The sequence below is a fragment of the Geomonas oryzae genome (genome assembly GCF_004117875.1).
Classification (GTDB): Bacteria; Desulfobacterota; Desulfuromonadia; order Geobacterales; family Geobacteraceae; genus Geomonas; species Geomonas oryzae.
The window spans coordinates 503,594-526,425 of sequence record NZ_RAHW01000003.1 but is presented as its reverse complement, the minus strand read 5'-3'; the positions used below and the strand labels follow the sequence as shown (position 1 = coordinate 526,425).

The 22,832-nt window shown below is 62.3% G+C and carries 18 protein-coding genes; 15 read left to right on the top strand and 3 right to left on the bottom strand.

The features are described 5' to 3' along the window. The first annotated feature begins 179 nt into the window (after positions 1 to 179). Both D6Z24_RS10555 and D6Z24_RS10550 read left to right on the top strand, forming a co-directional pair. Positions 180 to 851 carry a fibronectin type III domain-containing protein gene (locus tag D6Z24_RS10555; RefSeq protein WP_129126540.1) on the top strand — a complete coding sequence of 224 codons (672 nt, stop codon included), beginning with the start codon at positions 180 to 182 and terminating at the stop codon, positions 849 to 851. A 231-nt stretch (positions 852 to 1,082) separates the two neighbouring features. Beyond that, positions 1,083 to 1,394, top strand: a complete 312-nt coding sequence (locus D6Z24_RS10550; protein WP_129126539.1) for a hypothetical protein — start codon at positions 1,083 to 1,085, stop codon at positions 1,392 to 1,394. A 235-nt stretch (positions 1,395 to 1,629) separates the two neighbouring features. Here the strand turns inward: D6Z24_RS10550 and D6Z24_RS10545 are convergent, their stop codons facing one another. Beyond that, positions 1,630 to 4,578, bottom strand: a complete 2,949-nt coding sequence (locus tag D6Z24_RS10545; protein ID WP_129126538.1) for a hypothetical protein — start codon at positions 4,576 to 4,578, stop codon at positions 1,630 to 1,632. Between the two features lie 349 nt (positions 4,579 to 4,927). Here D6Z24_RS10545 and D6Z24_RS10540 point away from each other — a divergent pair, with 349 nt between their 5' ends. The 8 genes from D6Z24_RS10540 (at position 4,928) to D6Z24_RS10505 (ending at position 13,296) form a co-directional block, all read left to right on the top strand. Next, positions 4,928 to 6,142 carry a tetratricopeptide repeat protein gene (locus tag D6Z24_RS10540; RefSeq protein WP_129126537.1) on the top strand — a complete coding sequence of 405 codons (1,215 nt, stop codon included), beginning with the start codon at positions 4,928 to 4,930 and terminating at the stop codon, positions 6,140 to 6,142. 46 nt (positions 6,143 to 6,188) lie between these two features. After that, a complete protein-coding gene (locus tag D6Z24_RS10535; RefSeq protein WP_129126536.1) occupies positions 6,189 to 6,737 on the top strand; it encodes a hypothetical protein in 549 nt (182 codons plus the stop codon). 178 nt (positions 6,738 to 6,915) lie between these two features. After that, the gene (locus tag D6Z24_RS10530) at positions 6,916 to 8,403 is read left to right on the top strand and encodes an ATP-binding protein (RefSeq protein ID WP_129126535.1); all 1,488 of its coding nucleotides are present in this window, start codon (positions 6,916 to 6,918) and stop codon (positions 8,401 to 8,403) included. A 121-nt stretch (positions 8,404 to 8,524) separates the two neighbouring features. Next, a complete protein-coding gene (locus tag D6Z24_RS10525) occupies positions 8,525 to 9,889 on the top strand; it encodes a sigma-54 interaction domain-containing protein (RefSeq protein WP_281275026.1) in 1,365 nt (454 codons plus the stop codon). A 177-nt stretch (positions 9,890 to 10,066) separates the two neighbouring features. Next, a complete protein-coding gene (locus D6Z24_RS10520; protein ID WP_129126534.1) occupies positions 10,067 to 11,518 on the top strand; it encodes an ammonia-forming cytochrome c nitrite reductase subunit c552 in 1,452 nt (483 codons plus the stop codon). A gap of 224 nt (positions 11,519 to 11,742) precedes the next feature. Next, the gene (locus D6Z24_RS10515; protein WP_129126533.1) at positions 11,743 to 12,309 is read left to right on the top strand and encodes an HPP family protein; all 567 of its coding nucleotides are present in this window, start codon (positions 11,743 to 11,745) and stop codon (positions 12,307 to 12,309) included. Between the two features lie 137 nt (positions 12,310 to 12,446). Beyond that, positions 12,447 to 12,833 (top strand): DUF6982 domain-containing protein, encoded by a 387-nt coding sequence (locus D6Z24_RS10510; RefSeq protein ID WP_129126532.1) that lies wholly within the window; start codon positions 12,447 to 12,449, stop codon positions 12,831 to 12,833. A gap of 28 nt (positions 12,834 to 12,861) precedes the next feature. Continuing rightward, positions 12,862 to 13,296, top strand: a complete 435-nt coding sequence (locus D6Z24_RS10505; RefSeq protein ID WP_246014629.1) for an HIT family protein — start codon at positions 12,862 to 12,864, stop codon at positions 13,294 to 13,296. Here the strand turns inward: D6Z24_RS10505 and D6Z24_RS10500 are convergent. Further along, positions 13,268 to 15,523 (bottom strand): thioredoxin domain-containing protein, encoded by a 2,256-nt coding sequence (locus tag D6Z24_RS10500; protein ID WP_129126531.1) that lies wholly within the window; start codon positions 15,521 to 15,523, stop codon positions 13,268 to 13,270. The genes D6Z24_RS10505 and D6Z24_RS10500 overlap by 29 nt on opposite strands. Positions 15,524 to 15,786: 263 nt before the next feature. Here D6Z24_RS10500 and D6Z24_RS10495 point away from each other — a divergent pair, with 263 nt between their 5' ends. Next, a complete protein-coding gene (locus tag D6Z24_RS10495) occupies positions 15,787 to 16,263 on the top strand; it encodes a MarR family winged helix-turn-helix transcriptional regulator (protein WP_129126530.1) in 477 nt (158 codons plus the stop codon). 10 nt (positions 16,264 to 16,273) lie between these two features. After that, complete coding sequence (locus D6Z24_RS10490; protein WP_129126529.1) at positions 16,274 to 17,545, top strand: MFS transporter; 1,272 nt, start codon at positions 16,274 to 16,276, stop codon at positions 17,543 to 17,545. Between the two features lie 3 nt (positions 17,546 to 17,548). Here the strand turns inward: D6Z24_RS10490 and D6Z24_RS10485 are convergent, their stop codons facing one another. Beyond that, on the bottom strand, positions 17,549 to 18,079 hold the full coding sequence (locus D6Z24_RS10485) for a hypothetical protein (RefSeq protein WP_129126528.1): 531 nt from the start codon (positions 18,077 to 18,079) through the stop codon (positions 17,549 to 17,551). Positions 18,080 to 18,327: 248 nt separating this feature from the next. Between D6Z24_RS10485 and ylqF the strand changes: the two genes are divergently transcribed. The 3 genes from ylqF to D6Z24_RS10470 all read left to right on the top strand — a co-directional run bounded on the left by ylqF (position 18,328) and on the right by D6Z24_RS10470 (position 22,467). Then, on the top strand, positions 18,328 to 19,242 hold the full coding sequence (gene ylqF, locus D6Z24_RS10480) for a ribosome biogenesis GTPase YlqF (protein ID WP_129126527.1): 915 nt from the start codon (positions 18,328 to 18,330) through the stop codon (positions 19,240 to 19,242). A gap of 91 nt (positions 19,243 to 19,333) precedes the next feature. Further along, the gene (locus D6Z24_RS10475; RefSeq protein WP_129126526.1) at positions 19,334 to 21,055 is read left to right on the top strand and encodes a transporter substrate-binding domain-containing protein; all 1,722 of its coding nucleotides are present in this window, start codon (positions 19,334 to 19,336) and stop codon (positions 21,053 to 21,055) included. After that, positions 21,052 to 22,467, top strand: coding sequence for a sigma-54-dependent transcriptional regulator (locus D6Z24_RS10470; protein WP_129126525.1), 1,416 nt, complete (start codon positions 21,052 to 21,054; stop codon positions 22,465 to 22,467). The genes D6Z24_RS10475 and D6Z24_RS10470 overlap by 4 nt, the downstream gene beginning before the upstream one ends. The last annotated feature ends 365 nt before the right edge of the window (positions 22,468 to 22,832 follow it).

Below are 22,832 nucleotides of genomic sequence, written 5' to 3'. Positions count from 1 at the left end.
GTTTCCCGCTTTCCCCTCCTTAGCCGTCCTTTCGACCTTCCTCTGGGGCCCCGGCAAATGCAGCCGGGGCTGCATGCGTCTTTTTTTCCACCTCTTGTCTCTTGCCGCCTTGACAGCGGCCGGTCTCTCGACTAATTTTGGGTGGTAGGTTAAATATCTCTAAAAAACAGGAGGTGTTCATGCCATTCGCATTCCACCCACTAAGTATCTTCGACACCAGTTTCATCAACTATCCGCACCTGGAGTGTGCAACGCACATCATAGGCATCGGCGAGGCCTTGATCGCGCATCCACTGTTCCAGGAGGTGCCTGCGGGCGCTTATCACGGCAACGAGATCAAGATCCTCGGCACCCGCTATCATGATCTGACCTACGCCGTCATGACCGGCGCCTCGGGGAAGAAAGCGGAGCGCGATGCCGCCCGTGAGGAGGCGCTGCTGGCCACCTGTCTGACGCTCAACTGGGCAGGGATGAGGTACCTGAAGGAGAAGAATTTCGAGCTGATCTCCAACCTCGGCGTTGACCACAGGAAAAAGGCCGCCCCCAGGAGTACGACCACCGTCCTGATCAAAGCTCCGGACAAGATGAAGCTCGAGCATGGGAAGATCTCCGGGACGCTGCGTCTTGTCCTCGGAAAGGTCGAAGGAGCGGTCACCTATTTCGTTCAGGCATGCCAGGGCGATCCGAACGACGAGGCGGCTTGGCTGAAAGAGTGGCAGTTCACAAAGATCAAAGGGGGCGTCGAACTGACCGGTCTCGAGCCGGGCAAGATTTACTACATCAGGGTCAGATGCCTCGGACACGCAGGGTACGGCCCCTGGTCCACCTACGTACACATCATGGTAGTCTAGCTTTCCACCTTCGCCTGGGCGCCTCGGCCGACAAGTCGTCGCGGCGCCCAGGCAGTAGAGGGGGGCACGCCGGTTCATAGCTGGCGGGAAACCTTTATCCACGCGGCAAAATAGTTCGACCTCCCGTGCAGTCTCCTCAAAGATGTGCGACCGCCTCTGATCGCAGCTATACCGCTTAACCCAGCTGATCACCCTTCGATAAACCTCTCAAAAATTTCAATAAACCTCTCAATGATCATCCGCCACCCCTTCAAAGGCTTGCCGGCCACTCTGGAAAAGTCGTTTCTCGGGAAAAGGATCAACCGGGAAGCAAATGGATTTCGCTTGCGGGAAATGGATTTCGATCTTTTCGGAACGTGTCGTAATCAGATGGGAAACCGGGAAGATACGACTTCCTCGAAAGGAAATCCGTTTCCCGTGCGGGAGATGGTTTACATGCCGGGGCGGTGGCTCAAACGACGCGGCGGTCGCTCTCTTTCCGGCAGGATCCTGCGTCGCCGCTGGGAAGTCTTTAAACCGGCTGGATGTCATCTTTTAGCGTAGAAGAAGACGGTTTGCAGGGATTCAGCCGTAGCAGCGGTTTCGCCGGCCCCTGAAAAGCCTCGTGGACGGGACGAAACAGGGGGGAATTCGCCGGAGCGGCTTGGAACCGTACAACTCCGCAGCCGGGGCCGTTGAGGTGAGTGACCGGCCGTCACAAGTCTCAGGTTTGGTGCCGGATCTTGCGGGGAAAACGCTTAACTCAGGATCATGTCCCTTCAGGTAGAAGAGCCTCCCTTTACTGAACCGTGCCCGTCGCTTCGGAAGGTTCCTGCTCTGCATGGGGAAAAACGAGCGGCTCCGGGGTGTCCTTGTAACCAAAGTACATCATTTCGTATGCCTCCCTGTATTGTTCATTGCTCCACTTCTGGCCGTTTTTGATCGGTACCGTCCGCCAATCCAGGATCTTGAACACTTCTTCAGTCACGTCCCTCAGTTTCAGTTCACCCGCGTCTTTGTCGTAGTGATAGCAGTACCAATTTTTAGCGGGCCTGGTGGAAATGATCGCGTCCGCCGGAAACACGGTCGATAGCTTGTTGGCGCTGTAATCATACAAGGCGGCTCGCTCTCTCAGCGCGAGGTGGGCCGTGCTGGTGGCCGGGCACAGCCCGAGCATTCTGTGATAGCCGTAAAAGAACATGAAGGCATCCGAATGGGGGAACTCATCGCAGTCGTCGAGGTGAAAATCGGCCTTCCTCAATGTGGTGCCGAAATAGTAGTAGATGTGGCCGTTGACCTCGTCGACTTCCCATATCTCCGGCGTAAAGCCCATGGCGATATCGAGGGTGAGGTTTCTGGCGCATATCCTCGTCTGATCGGTGGTCCCGATGATGAACTTTTCGGGGTTGCTGGAGAGGCGCCAACTGTAGAGGCGCGGCTCATTATTAATCCGCACGGTATCAGCCATGCCGTTTCTGCTCCGCAGCCGCAGCCTTCCCATAACCGCCGGCGCCGTCCCGTCCTCTTGGGCGATGTTGAGGTAATAATCGGTCGCTCTATCGCTGCTCAGATAGATGTCGTTTATGACGGAGTCGCTCGGTAACAGGAAGCCCGTCGACCCTTCGAACACCGCTTTTACGGCTCCTTTCCCGCTGGAGAGTTCGGCGCGAGCGAAGAAATTCTCGCCTTGGATCCTGAACAGGAAAATCCCCTGCGCCGGAAGTGCGTCGGCAAGATACAACCGGCCCAGGATGCATGCGAACTTTGTGGCGGTCATGTCATGCAGATCGACCATGATCAAGTCACCCTCCTCGTCGCCCAAAAGGATGTGACGGTATGTGGCGCCCAGACACCTAAGCGCCGGTTTCGAGGTCAGGTCGACCGGCATGTCGTCCGAGAAGGCCAACGTCAAAGGGGAGACTTCCATCTGCATCGGCTCCGAGACCTCCTTTTCGATCTGTTCCAACCGGTCGGCATCTCTTATCATCTTGCGCAACTGCGCCGCATCTTCAGCTTTGCCCAACAACAGGGCGCAATGGTACGCATTACCCACCTCCTCGTCGTCGGGTTCCGTGACGAGCTGGGCCAGGCGGTCCTGCATGATCTTTTTATATTCGACCCTTTCCTTCTCCGGCAGTACGGTCATTTTCTTGCGGATCCGGTTGAAGGCGGTGCCTATGCGCACCTCATCCACGTCATCACCTGCCACCTGCCGCAGCAGGTCCGCAATTTCCCTTCGCGACGATTCCTGCTCCGCCCCAAGAAGTTTCCTGTACTCTTCCGCAAAATCCGGGCAATGCTCGAAATATTCCTTCACCCCATCCATCAGTTCAAGACACCCTTCCCGCTGCCCCGACTGCAGCGCCGTCCTTGCCTGGATCAACCTCAGCCAAGCCTCCTTCGCCGTTTTCGGGGTCACCTTTCGCAGCCGCCTGTTGTTGTACAGGACGGAGAAGTGGGGAGAAAGGGCGCAGGCCTCGCGGTAGCTGTCGACATGGTCGTTTTGGTGGGAGAGCGAGTCGATGATGGCGTAGCACTTCTCCCACCTTTTCCGAACCGTTTCCTCCCGCAGCCTTTGCAGTTGGCTGAAGCACCATTCCTCTTTCACGGTCGCCTTTTCCGTCACGAGCAGCGTTTTGATCTTCTCCTGGTGCTCCCTGTCGCGTTCCAGCAACGTCTCAAGCAGGTCGAGCCTTGATTGTCCCCGTTCACTCTTTTCGAGCTTGTCCCACAGCGACGTCAACTCCTCAGCCTCCCTTCTGGTCCTGACTTCGGCGACTATCTCACGTGCCTGTTGCAGAGCCGGGAAGCGGCTCAGCGCTTGGAGTCCCATGGACTCGGCCTGCGCCACGTCGTCCCTCCTGAGGGCTTCCTGCGCCTTTTGCAGCCACGTCTGGGCCTCTGCGTGCATCGCTTCCCGGATCTCGTTTTTGAGCCGATCAAGGTTGGCGGCGAAACCTTCCTTCTCTTCCGCGCGTTCCAAAAGGCCGTAGGCGTGGGTCAGGCTGCCGTCCTTGAAGGAAATATCGGCATATGCGCAGAGGGAAAGCTTCTGCATGCCTGCGACGGGGAGGACATCGAAGAGCGCACGCGCCTCCGGGATCATGCCGTTTCGGTAGTAGGCCTGTGCCAGCGTCTCCTTGATGGAATTGTCCTTCAGAACGCACTTCGGCTGCGACAGCAACAGCTCGACGGCGGTGCCGTAAGCGCCTATCTCTTCCATCAGCATGGTGGCTGCCCGGAGCAGGCTGGGCAATGCGCCGTTGTTCTCCAAGCGGATCCCGGACAGGAGTTCCTCCGCCCGGCAGTATTCATATCTCTCCAGCATCTGTTGCGCTCCCCTTACCGCATCTGTGGGAGAACGGGAGGAGGGCGGCTTCGTTTTCTTTTTCGGGCACGGCTTGGAGGCCGCACCCTCCGCCGGATCGGCGACGCTCATAAGGGCCTTCTCGGACAATGCCCCGACGAGAGCGTGGCAGGCATCGACAGAGGGTAGGGCGGTATGTTTTATGAGGACTATTTCCGGGTTCCATGCAAACGGCACCAGCCAAAAAGCGGCGCCGTAATGCTCGAGGAGCAGGTTCTGCAGTGCGCCGTTGATGCGGTATCCGCGCTCGCGGTCCGGTTCAGGAAGTTGCAGCCGGGTGGGATTGATCCGTTTGATGAGGGTGATGATCTCAAGCGAGGAAGGAATGCGGGTGGATGTAAGTAATGTCTCGGCCTCGGCTACGCACAGGTCCCAGGTCATACAGCCGTCCCCCTTGCGGAATCAAATTAAAAACATTTCATATTATAGTGCGGGGTCGGACGGCGGCAAGTCGCGACCCTCACCCAATGATCGACGCAGGTGGGGGCGATGAGGTTGCTTCCACCGGGCAGCCGAAATATCCAAATCAGGTTTTCATAGCTTCATCAGCCGGGGCTATCCTTTGAAACGGTCGCGCAACATGACTTGGAAGCTCTTCCGGCCTGGAAAAGAGCTGATTTCCGACGCTGTTATGCATCAAACTCTTGCCAAAGACTCAAGAATCCATTACCTTTGCGGCGCAATAACACTACCGTTGCGGCTTGCCCTTTGCCAAGCATGGAGACCAATCATGGGCATATTCAGCAGGATGTTCGGAAACGAAGATAATAAGACCGCTACGAAGGTCGTTGACGCCAACTTCATCACGACGCTCGCGATGCACGTGCGCGGCGAGCTGGAGCCCGCGCTGGCTTCCTATCAGGCCATGACGCAAAGGGACGCGAACGACTTTCTAGCCCTTTTCTTCACCGCCGCCGCCAAGGCCGACAGCGGCGCAGTCGAGGAGGCGGTACAGGGGCTGCGCAACCTGAGCGCCCGCATCTCCGAGACCGGTGAGAGCATCTCACGCACCATCGCCATGGAACTGGCGAACCTGCTGCACGAAGACGTCGTCACGGTGCGTGTGGGCGATGTCACCGCGCTGCTGGTCTCGTTCGGCGATCTCCTTAAAAGGGAGGGGTTCGTAAAGGAGAGCGCGGTATGCTTCGAGATCGCCGTGGGCCTTGCGCCTGACAACGCGCACATGCTGCACAAGCTCGGCGACACGCTGCATGACCTGCGCATCTACGACTACGCCGAGTCGGTACTCAAAGAGGCCATCAAACACGCTCCGCACCACTTCGGTGCTCTCTACACCTACGCGGTCCTCCTGCAGGACCTCGGGCGCAACGAAGAGGCCCTGGCCCTTTACGAACAGGCGGTAAGGCTGGTCCCCTCCCACGTTAACTGCCATTGCAACTACGGTGCGGCCCTGCTCCGTGCGGACCGCATCGACGAGGCGATGGAACACCTGAACACGGCGCTCAGGCTCGACCCGGGGGCGCCACTCGTGAAGGTGAACCTGGGCTATGTCTACCTGTTGAAGGACGATTTGGAGACGGCGCGGAAGATGTTCTCCGACGCCCTCGCGCTGAACGACAAGCTAGCCCCGGCCTACTACGGCCTTGCCTCTGCGGAGCGGGCGCTCGGTAGCGACGTTGCCGTGGTACGCGCGCTCTACGAGAAGGCGATCGAGGCCAACCCCTCCATCGCCGAAGCACATCTTGCCCTGGCGAACCTCCTGGCGAGCCTTGGCGACGAACAGGCGGTAACGCACTACGCGACCGCTCTGCAGCTGAATTCGACCCTGCCGAACCTGCGCCGCGATTTCGGGCAGGCCTGCCTGCAGCTGGGGCGCAGGGAAGAGGCGCTTGAGCTCTTGAAGATGGCGGTGATGCTGGACCCTGATGATGCAGTGGCGCGTGAGTTGCTCGCCCAGGCGGAAGGAGTCCCTGCCGAGGGCTAGGGGACTGGAAGTAATTTTTTAATGCAATGATATGAGGAGGTGTGTGATGTATCGCTTGCTGTTCGCGCTTGTGGCAGTATCTCTTCTGGTGCGCCCCGCGCTCGCTTCCGAGCCTGCGGCGGCGGAAACTCCCGCGGTGAAAGTGGCGTCGTTGGATGGTGCGACGCTTTTGCAGGAGCCGGCCAAAGAGGTCAAAGACGCAAGCAGTGCCCCCGTGGACAAGACGAGGGAGCAGTACAGGATGTGCCTTGAGTCCGAAGCGAAGATCAAGGCGCTGCGCAAGGGGCTCGAGGAAGACATCGCGCGCAACAAGGCCCGGCTTGCGGAAGTCGCGAAGCGTTCCGCCTCGCTTCAGGAACAGAGGAAAAAGCTGCTCGAGGCGAAGGAGTCCAAGGTCGGCCCCTTCAACCGTCTGAGCGAGGAGCACAACAAGATGGTGCAGGCGGCCCGAAAGGATGTGGAAAAGCTGAAGGCGCAATGGGCCACCTTCAACACCACCGTCACCGAGCACAACAAAAGCTGCTCGACGATCATCATTACGGCCGAGGACCGCGACGAGGTAATGAAGGCGCGTTCCACCGTGGCAGGCCGCTAAGTTTACCGGGAGGGAGTCCCTCCCGGCGCTTTCCCCCGATGAGCTCCTGACTTCAGAAGGGTCTCCACCTTTAACGTGCTTATATTGACTTTGGTCAATGCATGTCACTGCGTCCTGCCACAAGCTGTACCGTTGACACTTTTCCGCGGCCGATGCGGGTGGCCGGATAGGAGGGGGGATGGACCATGCTCGGAGGCAGGCTCACTTCACGACACCTCAGCTGTTGACCATCTACAACTGGGGACTCGCGGCCGGCTGGACCCTGGTCATCGCGACCCTGTTGATATTCAACTACCACCATGAAATGTCGCAGGCCGCCGAGACGGCGCGCACCCAGGCCAGAAGCAACTTCCAGCGCGACCTGGTCTACCGGCACTGGAACGCCGCCTCCGGGGCGGTGTACGTCCCGGTTTGCGACCGCATCCAGCCCAACCCCTACCTTTCCGGGATCCCGGAGAGGGACGTGATCACCACCTCAGGTCGCCACCTCACCCTGGTAAACCCCTCCTACATGAGCCGTCTGGTGTTCGAACTCGCCTCCGATTCGTTCGGCGTCAAGGGGCACATCACCAGTCTCACCCCGCTGCGTCCGCAAAACCGCCCCGATGACTGGGAGCGGGGTGCGCTGCTTGCCTTCGAGCGCGGCTCCGAAGAGGAGAGCACGGTGGTCCGCATGGCGGGCGGGAGCTACCTTAGGCTGATGAAGCCGCTAAAGACCGAGAGGGCTTGCCTTAGATGTCATGAAAAGCAGGGGTGCCGGCTGGGCGGGGTGCGTGGCGGGCTGAGCGTCGCGGTTCCCATGACCCCTTTATGGAATATCGCCAAAAAGACCTACCAAGTGAACGCCGCAAGCTTCCTGCTGCTGTGGGGACTTGGCATGGCCGGCATCCACTTCGGGGCCGGGAGACTGCGCCTCGCCATCGCCGAGCGCGACCTGGCGCAGCGGAGCCTGATAGAAACGAACCGCGATCTCTCCTTCCGAAGCGGTGAACTGGCTGCAGCGAACCGCGATCTGGATGCCTTTTGCTCCACCGTTTCGCACGACCTGCGTTCCCCGCTTACCGCGGTATCCGGATACTGCCAGTTGTTGAAGGAGAGTCTTGGCGAGAAGGGCGAAGAGGCGCGGGCCTACACCGACGTGATCCTCGCCTCCACAGCGAAGATGGAGGGACTGATCACGTCGCTGCTCAGGTTCGCGCGCATCGCGCGGAACGAACTCGTCCCCGCCGACGTCGATCTCACCGCCATTGCCGCGGACATGGCGGCCGAACTGAGGGCACGCGAGCCGCAGCGGCAGGCGGTTTTCGTCATCGCCGACGGGCTGACGGCGCGCGGGGATGCCGGACTTTTGCGTGTCGTCTTGCAGAACCTGATGGAGAACGCCTGGAAGTACAGCGGGTTGTGCCCGGAGGCCAGGATCGAGGTAGGGCTCGAGCGGCGCGAGGACGGCCCCTTTTTCTTCGTCCGGGACAACGGCATCGGTTTCGATGAGGCCGAGGCCGCACGGGTGTTCGAGGCGTTTCGGCGTCTTGAAAACGCGCTGCAGTTCGAGGGGACCGGCATCGGGCTCGCTACGGTCAAGCGGATCATAGAGCGCCACGGCGGCAGGATCGACTGCAAAGCGAAGCCGGGTTACGGCGCAACCTTCTATTTCTCACTCCCCTAGTTTGTCCCGGAAAAACGTCCGGTCCCCCGCGGAGCTGAAATCCCCATGATTTGACTTCGGTCAAGGCGCCGCTGCGCCACGAAGCTATTATCGCTGTTACCAAAAGGTAACAGGAGGCAGCGTGGCAGATGCAGCGGGGGGCACGGAGGGGATTTTCAGGGCGATCCTGACCAGCATGGGCGAAGGAATCGTCTTCGCCGACCACACCAACACCATCGTCTGCGTCAACGCCGCCGCCGAGCAGATCCGCGGCATAGACGCCGCGAACTACCTCGGACGCGACCTCCTCTCCATACACCCACCCCCGGCACGGACCCGCATCGGCGCCCTCCTGGAAAACCTGAGAGCCGGAACCCTCGCCTATCACACACGTCCCCTGGAGATAAAGGGGCGCATCTTCGAGAACAGCTACTACCCGATCCGTGACGAGGCGGAGCATTTCGTCGGCACCCTCATGGTGAGCCGCGACATCACCGAGCGGGAGCACCTGAAGGAGGAGAACTCCGAGCTGCGCGACCAGCTTTTGAGCGAGGTCTCCTTCGGGGGACTCATCGGCCGCAGCGCGGTCATGCAGCCGGTCTTCCAGATGATCCGCTCGACCGCGCACCTCGATTCCACCATCCTGATCACCGGCGAGAGCGGCACGGGCAAGGAGCTTGTCGCCCGCGAACTGCACGCGAAAAGCAGGCGCAGCGGCGCGCCCCTTATCAAGGTGAACTGCGCGGCGCTTCCGGAGAGCCTCATCGAGTCGGAGCTCTTCGGTTACGAGAAGGGGGCCTTTACCGGCGCGCTCAGGGAGCGCAAGGGGAAGTTCGAGCAGGCGCATCGCGGCACCCTCTTCCTGGACGAGGTCGGCGAACTGCCGCTTGCCGCCCAGGCGAAGCTTTTGCGCGTCCTGCAGGAAAGGACGGTGGAGAGGGTGGGGGGGAGCCGGGAGATCCAGGTGGACGTGCGCATCGTGGCCGCCACGAACCGCGACCTGCGCCAGGACGTGGCAGACGGCAAGTTCCGCGAGGACCTCTTCTACCGCCTGAACGTGATCCCGGTCGAGCTCCCTCCGCTGCGCGATCGGCTCGAGGACATCCTCCCACTTGCGGGGCTTTTCCTGAAGCGTTTCGGCAGGGAGATGGGGCGCCCGGCGCTCAGGCTCTCACGGGAGGCTAAGGAGGTCCTGCTCGCGCACCGCTACCCGGGGAACGTGAGGGAGCTGAAGAACGCCATGGAACGGGCCTCAGCGCTTTGCAGCGGCGATACCCTCGGCGTGGACGAGCTTCCTCCCGAGTTGAGGGGGAGCGCGGAGGGGCCGGGAACCTTGCGTGCCGTCCGGGCGGAAAAGGGATCGCTGCTTGCCGATCGCATGGACGACCGGGAGGCCGAGCTGATCGAGCAGGCGCTCGCGGCGGCGGGGGATAACCGCACCGAGGCCGCCCGGCTTCTGGGGATATCCCGCAAGACCCTATGGAAGAAGATGAAACGTTACCGATAGGTAACGCCGTGTTACCTCCCCGCCACGCTCCGACCGGGGCCCCCGTCGCTTATCCATCGCAACATCCGCATGTTACGCGAGCGTGCCGCTTGGCACGTTCGCTGCTCTTATCACCGTATCCGTTACCCTCCTGCGGCCGGAGCTGCCGGGGGAAAATCACAACGACAGGAGAACGTAATGAAGATGCTGCGAGGATGTCTCGTCACGACAGTTGCGGGACTGGCTCTGGCCGGGTTCGGCTGCTCAGCGAAGAAGGTCGACGTCACCGATGCACGCCCGGCGATCGCCGACGGCGCCGTCGATCCGGCCGAGTGGGGCAAGCTCTACCCGAAACAGTACCAGCTCTGGAAACAGACCTCCGAGCCGACCCCGGCAGGAAAGAGCAGGTACAAGAAGGGGTGGGATGTGGGGGAGGAGAACCCGGACAAGCTTGACGAGTACCCGTTCCTCGCGCTCCTTTACAACGGCTGGGCTTTCGGTTCCGAGTACAAGGAGCCGCGCGGCCATTACTACATGATTCAGGACCAGCTCGATGTCGACCCGGGCCGCTACAAGGCGGGGGGCTCCTGCCTTACCTGCAAGACCCCTTACGCTCCGGCGCTCGCGGGGCAGCTCGGCAGGGATTACTTCGCGAAGCCCTACCAGGAGATCCGCGGCAAGATCCCCAAAGAGAACCAGACCCTGGGCGTTTCCTGCATCGACTGCCACGACAACCGCACCATGACCCTCAAGATCTCCCGCGGCTTCACCCTCGGCAAGGGGCTCGAGAAGCTCGGTGTCGACCAGTCCAAGCTCACCCAGCAGGATCTCCGCACCCTGGCTTGCGCCCAGTGCCACGTCACCTACAGCATCCCGAAAGACGAGCACATGAAGTCGACCGACGTCTTCTTCCCGTGGGAAGGGAGCAAGTGGGGCGGCATCACCATCGAGAACATCATCAAGAAGTTGAGGAGCAACAAGCCGAGCGGCGAGTGGACCCAGAGCGTCACCGGCTTCAAGCTTGCCTTCATCCGTCACCCCGAGTTCGAGCTCTTCTCCAACAACAGCGTGCACTGGCAGGCGGGTGTCAGCTGCGCCGACTGCCACATGCCCTCGACCGAGGTGAACGGGCAGAAGGTCTCCGACCACCGCATCATGAGCCCTTTGAAGAACGACCTGAAGGCCTGCAAGCAGTGCCACGAGGAGTCGCCCGAGAAGATGCGCGAGAAGGTCTACGCCATCCAGGACAAGGTCATGTCTCAGTACATCCGTTCGGGCTACGCCACCGCGACCGTGGCCAAACTCTTCGAGATGGCCAACAAGGCGCAGTCCTTCGGCAAGACCCTGGACAAGAAGCTTTACGGCGAGGCGAAGGACCACTACGAGGAGGCGTTCTACCGCGTGGTCTTCATCGGCGCGGAGAACTCGATCGGCTTCCACAACCCGTCCGAGGCGCAGCGTGTGCTCACCGACGCCTCGAGCCACGCGGCCGCGGCAGACAAGCAGCTGAGGGAGATGCTGGCCAAAGCCGGTGTGGATGTGCCGGCCAAGGTCGACCTGGAACTCACCAAGTACGTCAACAACCGTGGCGTGAAGAAGCTCATGTTCAAGCCCGAGAACGAGATCAAGGACCCCTTCGCGGGTAAATAACCCGCACTGCCCGGGGGCAGGGGGAAACCCCTGCCCCTTTTTTTTATTGCTCCAAGCCGAGGCAAATCCCCCCTGTCCCCCCTTCGCCAAGGCTACGGGGGGCAGGCTCCCCCTTCGCAAAGGGGGGGACGTTAGGGCATGTTCTCTGCTAGACAAGTAACACCATCGGCGCCCCGTAATTCCCTGATGAACCTTTTTTATTCCCTTAAGGAGGAAATCATTTCATGAAACGACGCCTCTCGGTGGTGATGCGACGCAAGGTCGCCATCCGCAAGAGACTGGCAAGGGTCCCGAGGCGGTGTCGCGCGCCGATCCGCGGTATCCGGGGTCCGATGACGCTGCGCTACGCCTTCTGGAGTTTCGTCAGCTCCTCCGCGGGGCTTTTGGCCATCGCCGAGGTGACGAGACTCCTCGGTCACCCGCTCCTGATAGGATCGCTTGGTGCCTCGGCCGTGCTCCTTTTCGGTGCCAACGAATCGCCGCTCGCCCAGCCGCGCAACCTGGTGGGGGGACATCTCCTCTCCGCGCTCGTTGCGGTGGGCGTGGTCGCCCTCTTGGGCTCGACACCACTCACCATGGCGCTTGCGGTCGGGATCTCCATATTTATCATGAACATTACCCACACCACGCATCCCCCCGGAGGCGCCACCGCTCTCATCGGCGTTCAGGGTGCTGCCGGTTTCGGTTTCGTGTTTCTCCCGGTGCTTACCGGCGTGCTCATCCTTCTGGCCGTCGCCTGTCTCACCAACAACGTCGTTTACCACCGCTCCTACCCGCGTCACTGGTTGTAGTGCAACGACGGCCGGGGCGCCGCGTCGGCACCCGTTTTCAAAACTTCTTCAAATTATTTGAATTTTATGGTAGTAGGATGATCGACCATGTTTTAATGTGAATTCCGACAGTTGCCTCAGAGGAAGGAGAATCCGGAGTGATAGCCAAGATCGTGGTGCGTTATGCCGACGGAAGGATGGCCAAGGGGACTACCGAGGACCTGGCCGCCAACAAGGAGCTTTTCCACCTGACCGAAGCGGGAAGCGGGAACCGGTACGAAATCAACATCGCCGAGCTGAAGGCGATCTTCTTCGTCAAAAGCTTCGAAGGAAGATCGGAGTACCAGGAGCGGCTGGACGTGGAACGGGTCGGCATGGGGAAGAAGATACGGGTCTCCTTCAAGGATGGTGAAACAGTGGTCGGCTACACCCAGGGATTCTCCCCGGCGCGGGCTACCTTCATCGTCTTTCCCTGCGATCCGGACAGCAACAACGAGAAGGTGTTCGTGATCACCCAGGCCGCCAGCAAGGTAGAGTTCATCTAAAAAAACGCTCCCTCGGCAGATGGCGTTCATGCACCTGCCGAGGGGCTTCCCCTCATTTCATCCCATGCCCATGCCCGAAAAAACAGCCTGTCCCTTCTGCAGCCTCGACCCCGCCGAGATCCTTCTCGAGAACGACCATGCCGTCGCCTTCTACGACCGTTTCCCGGTGACTCCGGGGCACGCCCTCGTCGTGCCCAGACGGCATGTAAGCTCCTTCTTCGAGGTGACGGGGGAAGAACAGGCGGCCCTTTGGGAGCTGCTTGGGCGGGTACGGGAGCACCTGATCGCCGAGCGGAGCCCGGACGCCTTCAACGTCGGCATCAACGACGGCGTCGCGGCGGGGCAGACGGTGATGCATCTGCATATCCACCTTATCCCGAGGTACCTCGGAGACACCGAGGACCCAAGGGGCGGGGTGCGCTGGATCATGCCGATCAAGGCTCCCTACTGGAAGAAGGGTTGATCTGGCCCTGGGCGAGTTGCCGGTAGAACTCTTCGGGGTCGCTCGTAGGACGGCGGCAGCTGCGGTTCTCGCACAGATACGCCACCGCCTGATCCCCCTGCGCCTTCTTTCCCTCCAGAAGCGGCACGAGCTGCGCCGCACGCTCGAAGTCTTCCCCCTCGCATGTGACGATAGCCACCCGGTTCGGCACGAAGGCGCGCCTGAGCGCGGCCAGCAAAGGGGCCGCGGCATAGGGCCTGTCCTGCGGCGCTACGATCACGATCTCCTTGGGCGTTTGCCGCAGGTAGTCCACGGCGAGGAGCATCTCGGAAAGGGCGGTCGGCGCGTTCTCGAGCTGCGTCGCGAAGGCGTCCAACGCGCGGCGGGCCCCTTGAAGCAAGGTGCCGTCGCCGGTCATCGTGTGCAGCCGCAGGAGGTTCATCACCATCACCGAGTTTCCCGAGGGGACCACCCCGTCGTACGCCGGTTTCTCCCGGGAGATGAGGGCCTCGTGGCGCGGTCCGGTCATGTAGAAGCCCCCTCTTTCACCGTCCTCGAACTCCTTCCGCACCGCTGCCGTGAGCTCGAGCGCCCGCTCGATCCAGCGCGGATTACCCCCCGCCTCGAACAGGTCGATGAGCGCCGCGATGAAAAAGGCGTAGTCGTCGAGGAACCCTTCACCTTTCGCCTCACCTTCCTGAAAGCCGTGGCTCAGCCAGCCGTCGACGGTCATCCGCTCGAGCACGAACCCGGCCCCCTTTTCCGCGCTCCGCACCAGTTCCGGGTTGTCCAGAATTACGCCGCCGCGTGCGAAGGCGGAGATCGCGAGCCCGTTCCAGGAGGCAAGGATCTTCTCGTCCCGCAAGGGGAGCGGCCGCTTGTTGCGCGCCCGGTAGAGCGCCTCCCGGCAGTCGGCAAGCGTCAACGCCAGTTCCTTCTCGGGAATCTTCAACTCCCTGGCGAGTTCCGGGAGCTCCTTGTCCCGGTGCAGGATGCTGCGCCCTTCGAAGTTCCCCCCCGCGGTCACCCCGAAGCAGTACGCCGCGAGGAGACCGCGCTCGGTTCCCAGGCTTTCTTCCAGCTCGTCCGGGGTCCAGGTGAAGTAAGCCCCTTCCTCCCGGTGCCCGCCGGCGTTCAGGCTGTCCGCGTCGGTCGCGCTGTAAAAGGCGCCGCCGGGGGCGAGCATGTCGCGCTCCAGGTAGTGCAGGATGTCCCGCGCCACGGCTGCGAAGGCGTTATCCCCGGTCGCCTGGTATCCCTCGAGGTAGCTGAAGGTAAGGAGGGCGTTGTCGTAGAGCATCTTCTCGAAGTGCGGCACCTGCCATGCCGTGTCGGTGGCGTAGCGGTGAAAGCCCCCGCCGGCCTGGTCGTAGATGCCGCCGGCGGCCATGCGTCTCAAGGTCAGTTCGACCATGGCGAGAAAATTTTTGTCGCCGCTGTTTTTGTAGTGGCGCAGCAAAAGCCTAAGCGGTAGCGAGCTTGGGAATTTCGGGGCGCCGGTCAGCCCGCCGCTTCGTTCGTCGAAACGGTCCCGGTAGAGCGTGACCGCCCGCTCGAGGGAGAGTTCCTGCCGGGAGGGCTCCCCCTCCGGCGGGGCGAGCATGTTCCTGATCGCCTCGGTGAGCTGGATTCCGGCGCGGGCCACCCGGTCCGGTGCGGCGTCGAAGCTCTCCCTGATCCGGCGTATCAGGGTCATAAAGCCGAGCCCGCCGGGGTAGTCGTCGGGGGGGAAGTAGGTGCCGCCGTAAAACGGCTTGCGGTCGGGGGCGACGAAGACGTTCAGCGGCCATCCCCCCTGCAGCCCCATGGCGTGTACCGCGGTCATGTAGACCGTGTCCACGTCGGGGCGCTCCTCGCGGTCGACCTTGACGGCGATGAAGTTGCGGTTCAGGTATTGCGCGATCGCCTCGTCCTCGAAGGAGAGCTCTTCCATGACGTGGCACCAGTGGCAGGTCGCGTAGCCTATGCTGACCAGGACGGGCCGGTTCAGCCGCCGCGCCAGTTCGAAGGCCTCGTCCCCCCAGGGAAACCAGTTCACCGGGTTGTGCGCGTGCTGCAGCAGGTATGGGCTCGTCTCCAGGAAGAGGCGGTTCGTGTACTTCGCCCAGCCGCCGGGAAGCAGATGACGGGTGCGCGGGCGGTACGACGGGGCCCGGCGCAGGCGCAGCAGCTCGATGGCCTCGAACGGCGGGGGAGGGAGCTCCTCGGTTCCGGGAAGCGGCTGGTAATGATCGGCCAGGGTCGACATGGTCTCTTCTCCGTGCTGAATAGGGCATTGAGTCTTGAAGCATCGCTACAGGTTGCGGCGCACCCCTTGACAGGGCCGCAAAGGGTTTAACTTTACCATGTTTTCAGCCGGTGGCGGGGCGCCGCCGCAAAGAAGAAGGGCTCTCACGGCCCCCCCGGACGAAGAACGGCGTGCGCCGGAAGAAGAAAGCTTGACCTGGCTTTTGCACCGATGATATATCCGTGTATATGCACGCATGCGAGGGGTGCGGCAAGGAGAGAGCCATGAAAGAGAACCGACGGGCGAGTGACAAGGCGAGCGTCTGCAGCTGCGTCAACCTGCGCCGCGCTTCGCGCGCCATCACGAGGATATACGACGAAACCCTGGAGCCTTCCGGGCTCAAGGTGACCCAGTATTCGGTACTGGCCAACCTGTCGCGCGCCGGTGCGGTGAGCGTGAGCGCCCTGGCCAGGATGCTCACGCTGGACCGGACCACGCTGGTCAGAAACCTCAAGGCGCTGGAGCAGGCGGGGTTCGTCGAGGGAGCTCCTTCTCCTGACCCGAGGGAGCGCGGGGTGAGCCTGAGTGAAACCGGGCGTGCCGCGGTTGCCAAGGCTCAGCCGTACTGGCTGCAGGCGCAGCAACTGATCGAGGAAAAGCTCGGCGCCGAAGGTGTGCGGCAACTGGGCGCACTGGCGCTTGCTCTGGAGGGAAGTGCCGGGAGCGATGCGGCAGACGATGAGTTCGGCGAGACCGGGTAAGGGGGGAGATATGGCCGCAACACGAAAGTTTCACTACGCCTGGCTCATCATGGCGGTGACCTTCCTGACCCTGCTCGTCACGGCGGGGATCAGGTCCACGCCGGGGATCCTCATCGTCCCCCTCGAGCACGAGTTCGGCTGGTCGCGGGCGACCATCTCGCTGGCTGTATCGGTGAACCTGCTTCTGTACGGGCTCATGGGTCCCTTCGCCGCCGCCTTCTTCGACAGGATCGGGGTGCGCCGGACCATGGCCATCGCCCTCTTTCTCCTGGCCCTCGGGGTGAGCGCCACGACGCTGATGACGCGCCCGTGGCACATGGTGCTCATCTGGGGCGTGCTGGTCGGGTGCGGGGCCGGGATGACCGCTTACAGCCTGAGCGCCACCGTGGTGAACCGCTGGTTTCACAAGTCCCAGGGGACGGTGCTCGGGGTGCTGACCGCGAGTTCCGCGACCGGACAGCTCCTCTTTCTGCCGCTTTTGGCCCGGCTGTCACACCACCACGGCTGGCGTTCCGCGGCCTTTGCCACCGCCGCCGCGGCCCTCGTGGTCTTCCCTCTGGTGCTGCTCATCATGCGCAACCACCCGCACGAGGTCGGGGTGTCACGCTACGGCGCCGAGGATGAGGCGGCTCCTACGCAACACGACCCGGGGGAGAACCCGTTCCGGGTAGCCATAGGCGGTCTGCAGCGCGGCATCCGCAGCACCGACTTCTGGCTCCTCGCCGGGAGCTTCTTCGTCTGCGGCGCCAGCACCAACGGCCTCATCGGCACGCACCTGGTTCCCGCCTGCGTCGACCACGGCATTCCGGAGGTCGCCGCCGCTGGACTCTTAGCCTTAATGGGGATCCTGGACCTTTTCGGCACCACCCTTTCCGGGTGGCTCTCCGACCGCTACAACAGCCGCTACCTCCTCCGCTGGTATTACGGTCTGCGCGGGCTCTCGCTGCTGGGGCTTCCCTTCGCCCTCTCCGGCCCGCAGTGGAGCCTCTCGGCCTTCGCGATCTTCTACGGGCTGGACTGGATCGCCACCGTGCCCCCCACGGTGCGCCTCACCGCAGAATCCTTCGGCAGGGAGAACGTCGGGGTGATGTTCGGCTGGATCTTTGCGAGTCACCAGGTGGGAGCCGCCCTCGCCGCGACCTTTGCCGGCACGGTGCGTACCTATCTGGGGGACTACATGGTTGCCTTCCTGCTGTCCGGGGTGATCTGCCTGCTCGCGGCGGGGCTGGTACTGCGGATCAACGGTAGGAGGCTGCCGCGGCTTGCTCCCGAGGCAGCCTGACCGTCAACCGATACGGGAGGGCCTGCCGCTGTCCTGCATGGCGAAGAATAGCGGCGAGTGGCGGTTGGGTGCGCGGTTGGGGAGTTCGCCGCGCTGGTGGTTGCGTCGTTGAGGACGGGATGTCGCGGTCGCGTCGCTGCGACATCCTCCTTTCAGGTACTCGGCGGTGATCACCCTGAATTCCCTGCGTGCGACCACCAGCGCCGTCTCGAAAAGCCTGCACAGGCCGGGCTCCTTGAAGCATCGGCAGAAGGTGGCGTAAAGGTCGATGCTGAAACGCTTGTCGAGCATGGCCTGGTGCAGGTGGTCGCCGGCAAGGCATGACGGGGGCACCCCCGGCTCATGCGCCGCCGCCTCCGCCTCGGGAAGCTGCCTCAGCAGGGCCTCGATGCGCCGCGCCTGTTCTTCCGCGAGCCGCTGGAAAAAGCTCCGGTGGCGATCCTCCGCCGCCATGGCGCCTCTTCGATACAGCGTCTCGCTCTTTCTTTCAACGCCCACCACGAGCCTGACCGCCTCCGCCAGTAGTTCTCTCATCGCTTTCTCTCCCGCTGCGGCGTCCTGCGCCGCCGGTAAACCTGCTCCTTTCTACAGGATTGGTCGTTTTTAACCAGGGCAATGCTAGCCTCGCTGGCAACTGCAGTCAATCGGGTTAATATTAATGCGGAAGAGTGGCGGCACACATGAGAAGGCGCGCCTTGCCTAAGCGGTTATGGCATTTTGAGCGGCACCTGTGCTATGTTGTCGCCTTGTGTCGTGATTTTTGATTTTCAAGGGAAGTGCAGATGACGATTAGATGGTACCCCGGCCACATGAGCAAGGCGCTCGAACAGATCTCGGAACTGGTCCGCAAGATAGACCTGATCATAGAGGTGCTCGATGCCCGCCTACCTTACTCAAGCTCCAACCACCTGCTGGAGCAGGTGCGCCGGAACAAGCCCTGTATCAAGGTGCTGAACAAGAACGACCTTGCCGACCCCGCCGTCACCAAGGCGTGGGTGCAGCATTTCCAGAAGAGCGCGGGCGTGCGCGCCCTGCCGCTTGTCGCGAAGAATATCCCTGAGGTGAAGAGCCTCATCAAACTGTGCAAGCAGCTCGTGCCGCATCGAGGCAACCCGGGCTACCCGATCCGCACCATGGTGGTCGGCATCCCGAACGTGGGGAAATCGACCCTGATCAACACACTCGCGGGTAGGAGCATCGCCAAGGTGGGTGACCGCCCGGCGGTGACCATGCGCCCGCAGCAGATCCCGCTCAACAACGGCATCCTGATCTTCGATACACCGGGGCTGCTCTGGCCCGCGATGGACGACCAGGGTGGCGCGTACCGGCTGGCCGCCAGCGGTGCCATCGGTGCCAACGCCCTCGACTACACGAACGTCGGCGTGTTCGCCGCAGCATACATGATGCGGCGTTACCCCGAGCTGGTGAAGGAGCGCTACAAGCTGGCCGAGCTCCCGGAGACCCCTTACGAGGTGGTCGATGCGGTGGGGCGCTGCCTTGGCTGCATCATGAGCGGCGGCGTCGTCGACGTGCACCGCGCCGCGGAAACCTTCCTGCGCGAGCTGCGCGCCGGCAAGGCCGGACGCATCAGTTTCGAGGAACCCGGAACCCCGGAGGATGTCGAGGCGGAGCTGCTTCGTTTCGCCGGGATCGAAGTCGGGGCAGAGCACCAACAGGCACCGATCGTGCCGGAATGAGCCCATGGAACGACGTCCGCTTAGGACAAGCCGCATGCCTGCCGAATTAAGGCGACTCCTCCCCGGAAACCGGCTGGGGTGGAGTTGCCTGATGTTTGCCGTATTCACCCTCTGTCTTCTCACCGCCCCCACCGCACTCCTCGCAGCAGGGACTGCCTCCGCCGCGCACACCCGCACCGTGGTGGTCGGCGGGGACCGCGATTACCCTCCCTACGAGTTCATCGACCGTTCCGGTCAGCCCGCAGGCTACAACGTTGACCTGACCCGCGCCATCGCCGAGGTAATGGGGATGAAGGTGGAGTTCCGGCTCGGGAGCTGGGCGGAGATGCGCGACGCGCTCCAGACCGGGCGCGTCGACGTCCTGGAGGGGATGTCCTATTCCGAGGAGCGCTTGAGGGAAGTGGACTTCTCGGTCCCCCACGCCGTGGTGAACCACGCCATCTTCGGTCGGAAGGACAACGCCTCGGTGAACACCCTGGAGGAACTGAAGGGGAAGACCGTGGCGGTGCACCGCGGCGGGATCATGCATGACTACCTGACCCGCAAGGGGGTCGGTGCCCGGCTCACCCTGACCGAGACACCGGCGGATGCCATGCGCCTCGTCGCATCCGGGAAGATCGACTACGCCGTGGTTGCCATCGTCCCCGGGATGTACATGATCCGGGAGTTGAAGCTCACCAACCTGGTCCCGGTGGTGCGTAACGTCGCCACGCAGCGCTACTGCTACGCCGTGGACAAGGGGAACGTCGAGCTCCTGTCGCGCTTCAACGAGGGACTCGCCATCCTGAAGAAGACCGGCCAGTACGATGCCATTCACAACAAGTGGCTTGGGGTGGTCGATACGGTCCCCATCGACTGGTGGACCATAATGAAATCCGCAGCCGTGGTAGTTGTCCCGCTCGTGCTGCTTTTGGGGGGCTTCGCCCTCTGGTCCCGAACGCTGCACCGGCAGGTGGCGCTGCGTACCGCAGACCTCACCCGTGAGGTCGCCGAGCGGCGCCAGGTTGAGGAGGAGCTGCGGCTGAACCAGCAGCAGCTCGTGCAGGCGGACAAGATGGCGGCCCTCGGCGTCCTTGTTTCCGGCGTGGCGCACGAGATCAACAATCCGACCGGCATCATCCTCCTCGAGGCCCCTATCCTGAAACGCTTCCACACCGACGCCGCAAAGATCCTGGAGCGCTACTACGAGGAAAACGGCGACTTCACCTGCGGGGGGCTGCCGTACTCCAGGATGCGCCAGGAGGTGCCCAAGTCGCTGGCGAAGATCCAGGATGCCGGCAAGCGCATCAAGAGGATCGTGGACGACCTCAAGGATTTCGCCCGGCAGGACACGAAGGGGGGCAATGAGGTCATCGACCTGAACCAGGCGGCACAGGCGGCGGTTCGGCTCGTGGAACCGACCATACGCAAGGCCACCCGCAATTTCAGTGTCGGCTACCGCAAGGGGCTCCCTCGGGTGCGCGGCAACCGGCAGCGCATCGAGCAGGTGCTGGTCAACCTCATCCTGAACGCCTGCCAGGCGCTGCCCGATTCCGAGCGCGGCATCGAGCTCGTCACCTGGCACGACGCATTCCGCAACGCCGTGGTCCTAAAATTGCGCGACGAGGGGACCGGCATCGCGCCCGAGCACCTGTCGCGCCTGACTGACCCGTTTTTCACCACGAAACAGAACCAGGGGGGGACCGGCCTCGGGCTCTCCGTTTCCGCCGGCATCGTCAAGGAGCACGGCGGTACCCTCGAGTTCCAGTCGGACGGCAGCGGCACCACGGTCACTTTGACCCTTCCCGCCTATCAGAAGGAGGAAAACGCTTGAGCGAGACTCTCTACCCCGATTTCGGAGTCCTTCTAGTCGACGACGAGCCCGACTGGCTCGGCTCTTTGACGCTCACCCTGGAAACCGCCGGGGGGATCAGCAACATCATCACCTGCAGCGACAGCCGCCAGGTGCTTTCCATACTGGGGGAGAAGCGCATCGGGCTGGTCATGCTGGACCTCACCATGCCGCACCTCTCGGGCGAGGAGGTGCTGGCCCAGATCGCGGAGCATTATCCCGACACCGCGGTGATCATCCTGAGTGGGCTGAACCAACTGGAGACGGCGGTACGCTGCATGAGGCTTGGTGCTTTCGACTACTGCGTGAAGACCGACGAGGAGGAGCGCATCGTAGGGAGCGTGTTGCGCGCGGTCCGGATGGTGGAGATGAAGGCGGAGTTCCAGGAGGTGTCGAACCGTCTCATCACGCGCGAGCTCTCGCACCCGGAGGCCTTTTCCGCCATCGTGACCGGTGACCGCTCCATGCTGGACGTGTTCGCCTACATCGAGGCGGTGGCGAAGAGCCCGCAGCCTCTATTAATCACGGGAGAAAGCGGGGTGGGGAAGGAACTGATCGCGCAGGCGGTGCACCGTCTGAGCGGCTGCCGCGGCAAGCTTGTTACCGTCAACGTGGCGGGGCTCGACGATACCGTCTTCGCCGACACCCTGTTCGGGCACGTGCGCGGCGCCTTCACCGGTGCCGACCAGGCGAGGCGCGGCATGGTTGAGGAGGCGGCCGACGGGACACTCTTTCTCGACGAGATCGGAGACCTGAGCATCGCTTCCCAGGTGAAGCTCCTCAGGCTTTTGCAGGAGCGTGAGTACTTCCCGCTTGGGTGCGACCTTCCGAAGCGGCTGAGGGCGCGCGTCGTCGTGGCGACGCACCAGAACCTCCAGGCGAAGGAGGGGGAGGGGAAATTCCGTCGCGACCTCTACTACCGGCTGCGCACGCACCGGGTGCAGATCCCGGCGCTCAGGGAACGGCGCGGCGACATCCCACTGCTGCTGGATCACTTCCTCGCCGAGGCGGCTGAGGCGCTCGGGAAGAAGAAGCCGACCCCTCCCAAGGGACTTGCGCAGTTTCTCTCCACGTACAGCTTTCCCGGGAACGTGAGGGAGTTGAGGGCGATGGTCTATGATGCCGTGAGCGTGCACCGCGACCGGATGCTCTCCATGGACAGCTTCGTGAAGTCGGTCGAGTCCGCACAGGCCGAGGCAGGTCCCTCGACAGCGGCACCTTCCAGGCAAAACCCGTTCAGCGGCTTCGATGAGCTACCCACCTTCAGTGATGCCGCGGCTTTCCTGGTGCAGGAGGCACTTGCCCGCGCCAACGGCAATCAGACCCTCGCCGCGCGCCTTCTCGGCATCTCGCAGCCGGCCCTCAGCAAACGGCTCAAGATGATGCATTCCTAAACCGGATCAGTCATTATCCTCCGCTGCCTAACGTTCACATCCCCTCTCCCCCTGGGAGAGGGCCAGGGTGAGGGCGTCGGCAGTTGCAACTTCTCTCTTTGTGGCAACGCCCTCACCCGCCCGTTGGGCACCCTCTCCCGGAGGGAGAGGGGGATTGATCGGCTCCTGAATCCTTTGTAAGAGCAGCCGGTTGTGCTTTGATTGCTGCTCTCATGAACAGGCATAACCTGCGGTTATAATGATAGAATACGTTATCGTGTTCGTATCTGTCTGAAATTACAGAAATTTTTGTCGGGTGGTCGAAGATGCCATAGCCTAAGGTTATGGCATTTTTTGTTGTCCTGTTTCTGCCGCTAAGCATTTTC

Coding starts and splice junctions, on each gene's coding strand:
- D6Z24_RS10555 (WP_129126540.1), top strand. CDS start 180: ATGCCATTCGCATTCCACCCACTAAGTATCTTCGACACCAGTTTCATC.
- D6Z24_RS10550 (WP_129126539.1), top strand. CDS start 1,083: ATGATCATCCGCCACCCCTTCAAAGGCTTGCCGGCCACTCTGGAAAAG.
- D6Z24_RS10545 (WP_129126538.1), bottom strand. CDS start 4,578: ATGACCTGGGACCTGTGCGTAGCCGAGGCCGAGACATTACTTACATCC.
- D6Z24_RS10540 (WP_129126537.1), top strand. CDS start 4,928: ATGGGCATATTCAGCAGGATGTTCGGAAACGAAGATAATAAGACCGCT.
- D6Z24_RS10535 (WP_129126536.1), top strand. CDS start 6,189: ATGTATCGCTTGCTGTTCGCGCTTGTGGCAGTATCTCTTCTGGTGCGC.
- D6Z24_RS10530 (WP_129126535.1), top strand. CDS start 6,916: ATGGACCATGCTCGGAGGCAGGCTCACTTCACGACACCTCAGCTGTTG.
- D6Z24_RS10520 (WP_129126534.1), top strand. CDS start 10,067: ATGAAGATGCTGCGAGGATGTCTCGTCACGACAGTTGCGGGACTGGCT.
- D6Z24_RS10515 (WP_129126533.1), top strand. CDS start 11,743: ATGAAACGACGCCTCTCGGTGGTGATGCGACGCAAGGTCGCCATCCGC.
- D6Z24_RS10505 (WP_246014629.1), top strand. CDS start 12,862: ATGCACCTGCCGAGGGGCTTCCCCTCATTTCATCCCATGCCCATGCCC.
- D6Z24_RS10500 (WP_129126531.1), bottom strand. CDS start 15,523: ATGTCGACCCTGGCCGATCATTACCAGCCGCTTCCCGGAACCGAGGAG.
- D6Z24_RS10495 (WP_129126530.1), top strand. CDS start 15,787: ATGAAAGAGAACCGACGGGCGAGTGACAAGGCGAGCGTCTGCAGCTGC.
- D6Z24_RS10490 (WP_129126529.1), top strand. CDS start 16,274: ATGGCCGCAACACGAAAGTTTCACTACGCCTGGCTCATCATGGCGGTG.
- D6Z24_RS10485 (WP_129126528.1), bottom strand. CDS start 18,079: ATGAGAGAACTACTGGCGGAGGCGGTCAGGCTCGTGGTGGGCGTTGAA.
- ylqF (WP_129126527.1), top strand. CDS start 18,328: ATGACGATTAGATGGTACCCCGGCCACATGAGCAAGGCGCTCGAACAG.
- D6Z24_RS10475 (WP_129126526.1), top strand. CDS start 19,334: ATGTTTGCCGTATTCACCCTCTGTCTTCTCACCGCCCCCACCGCACTC.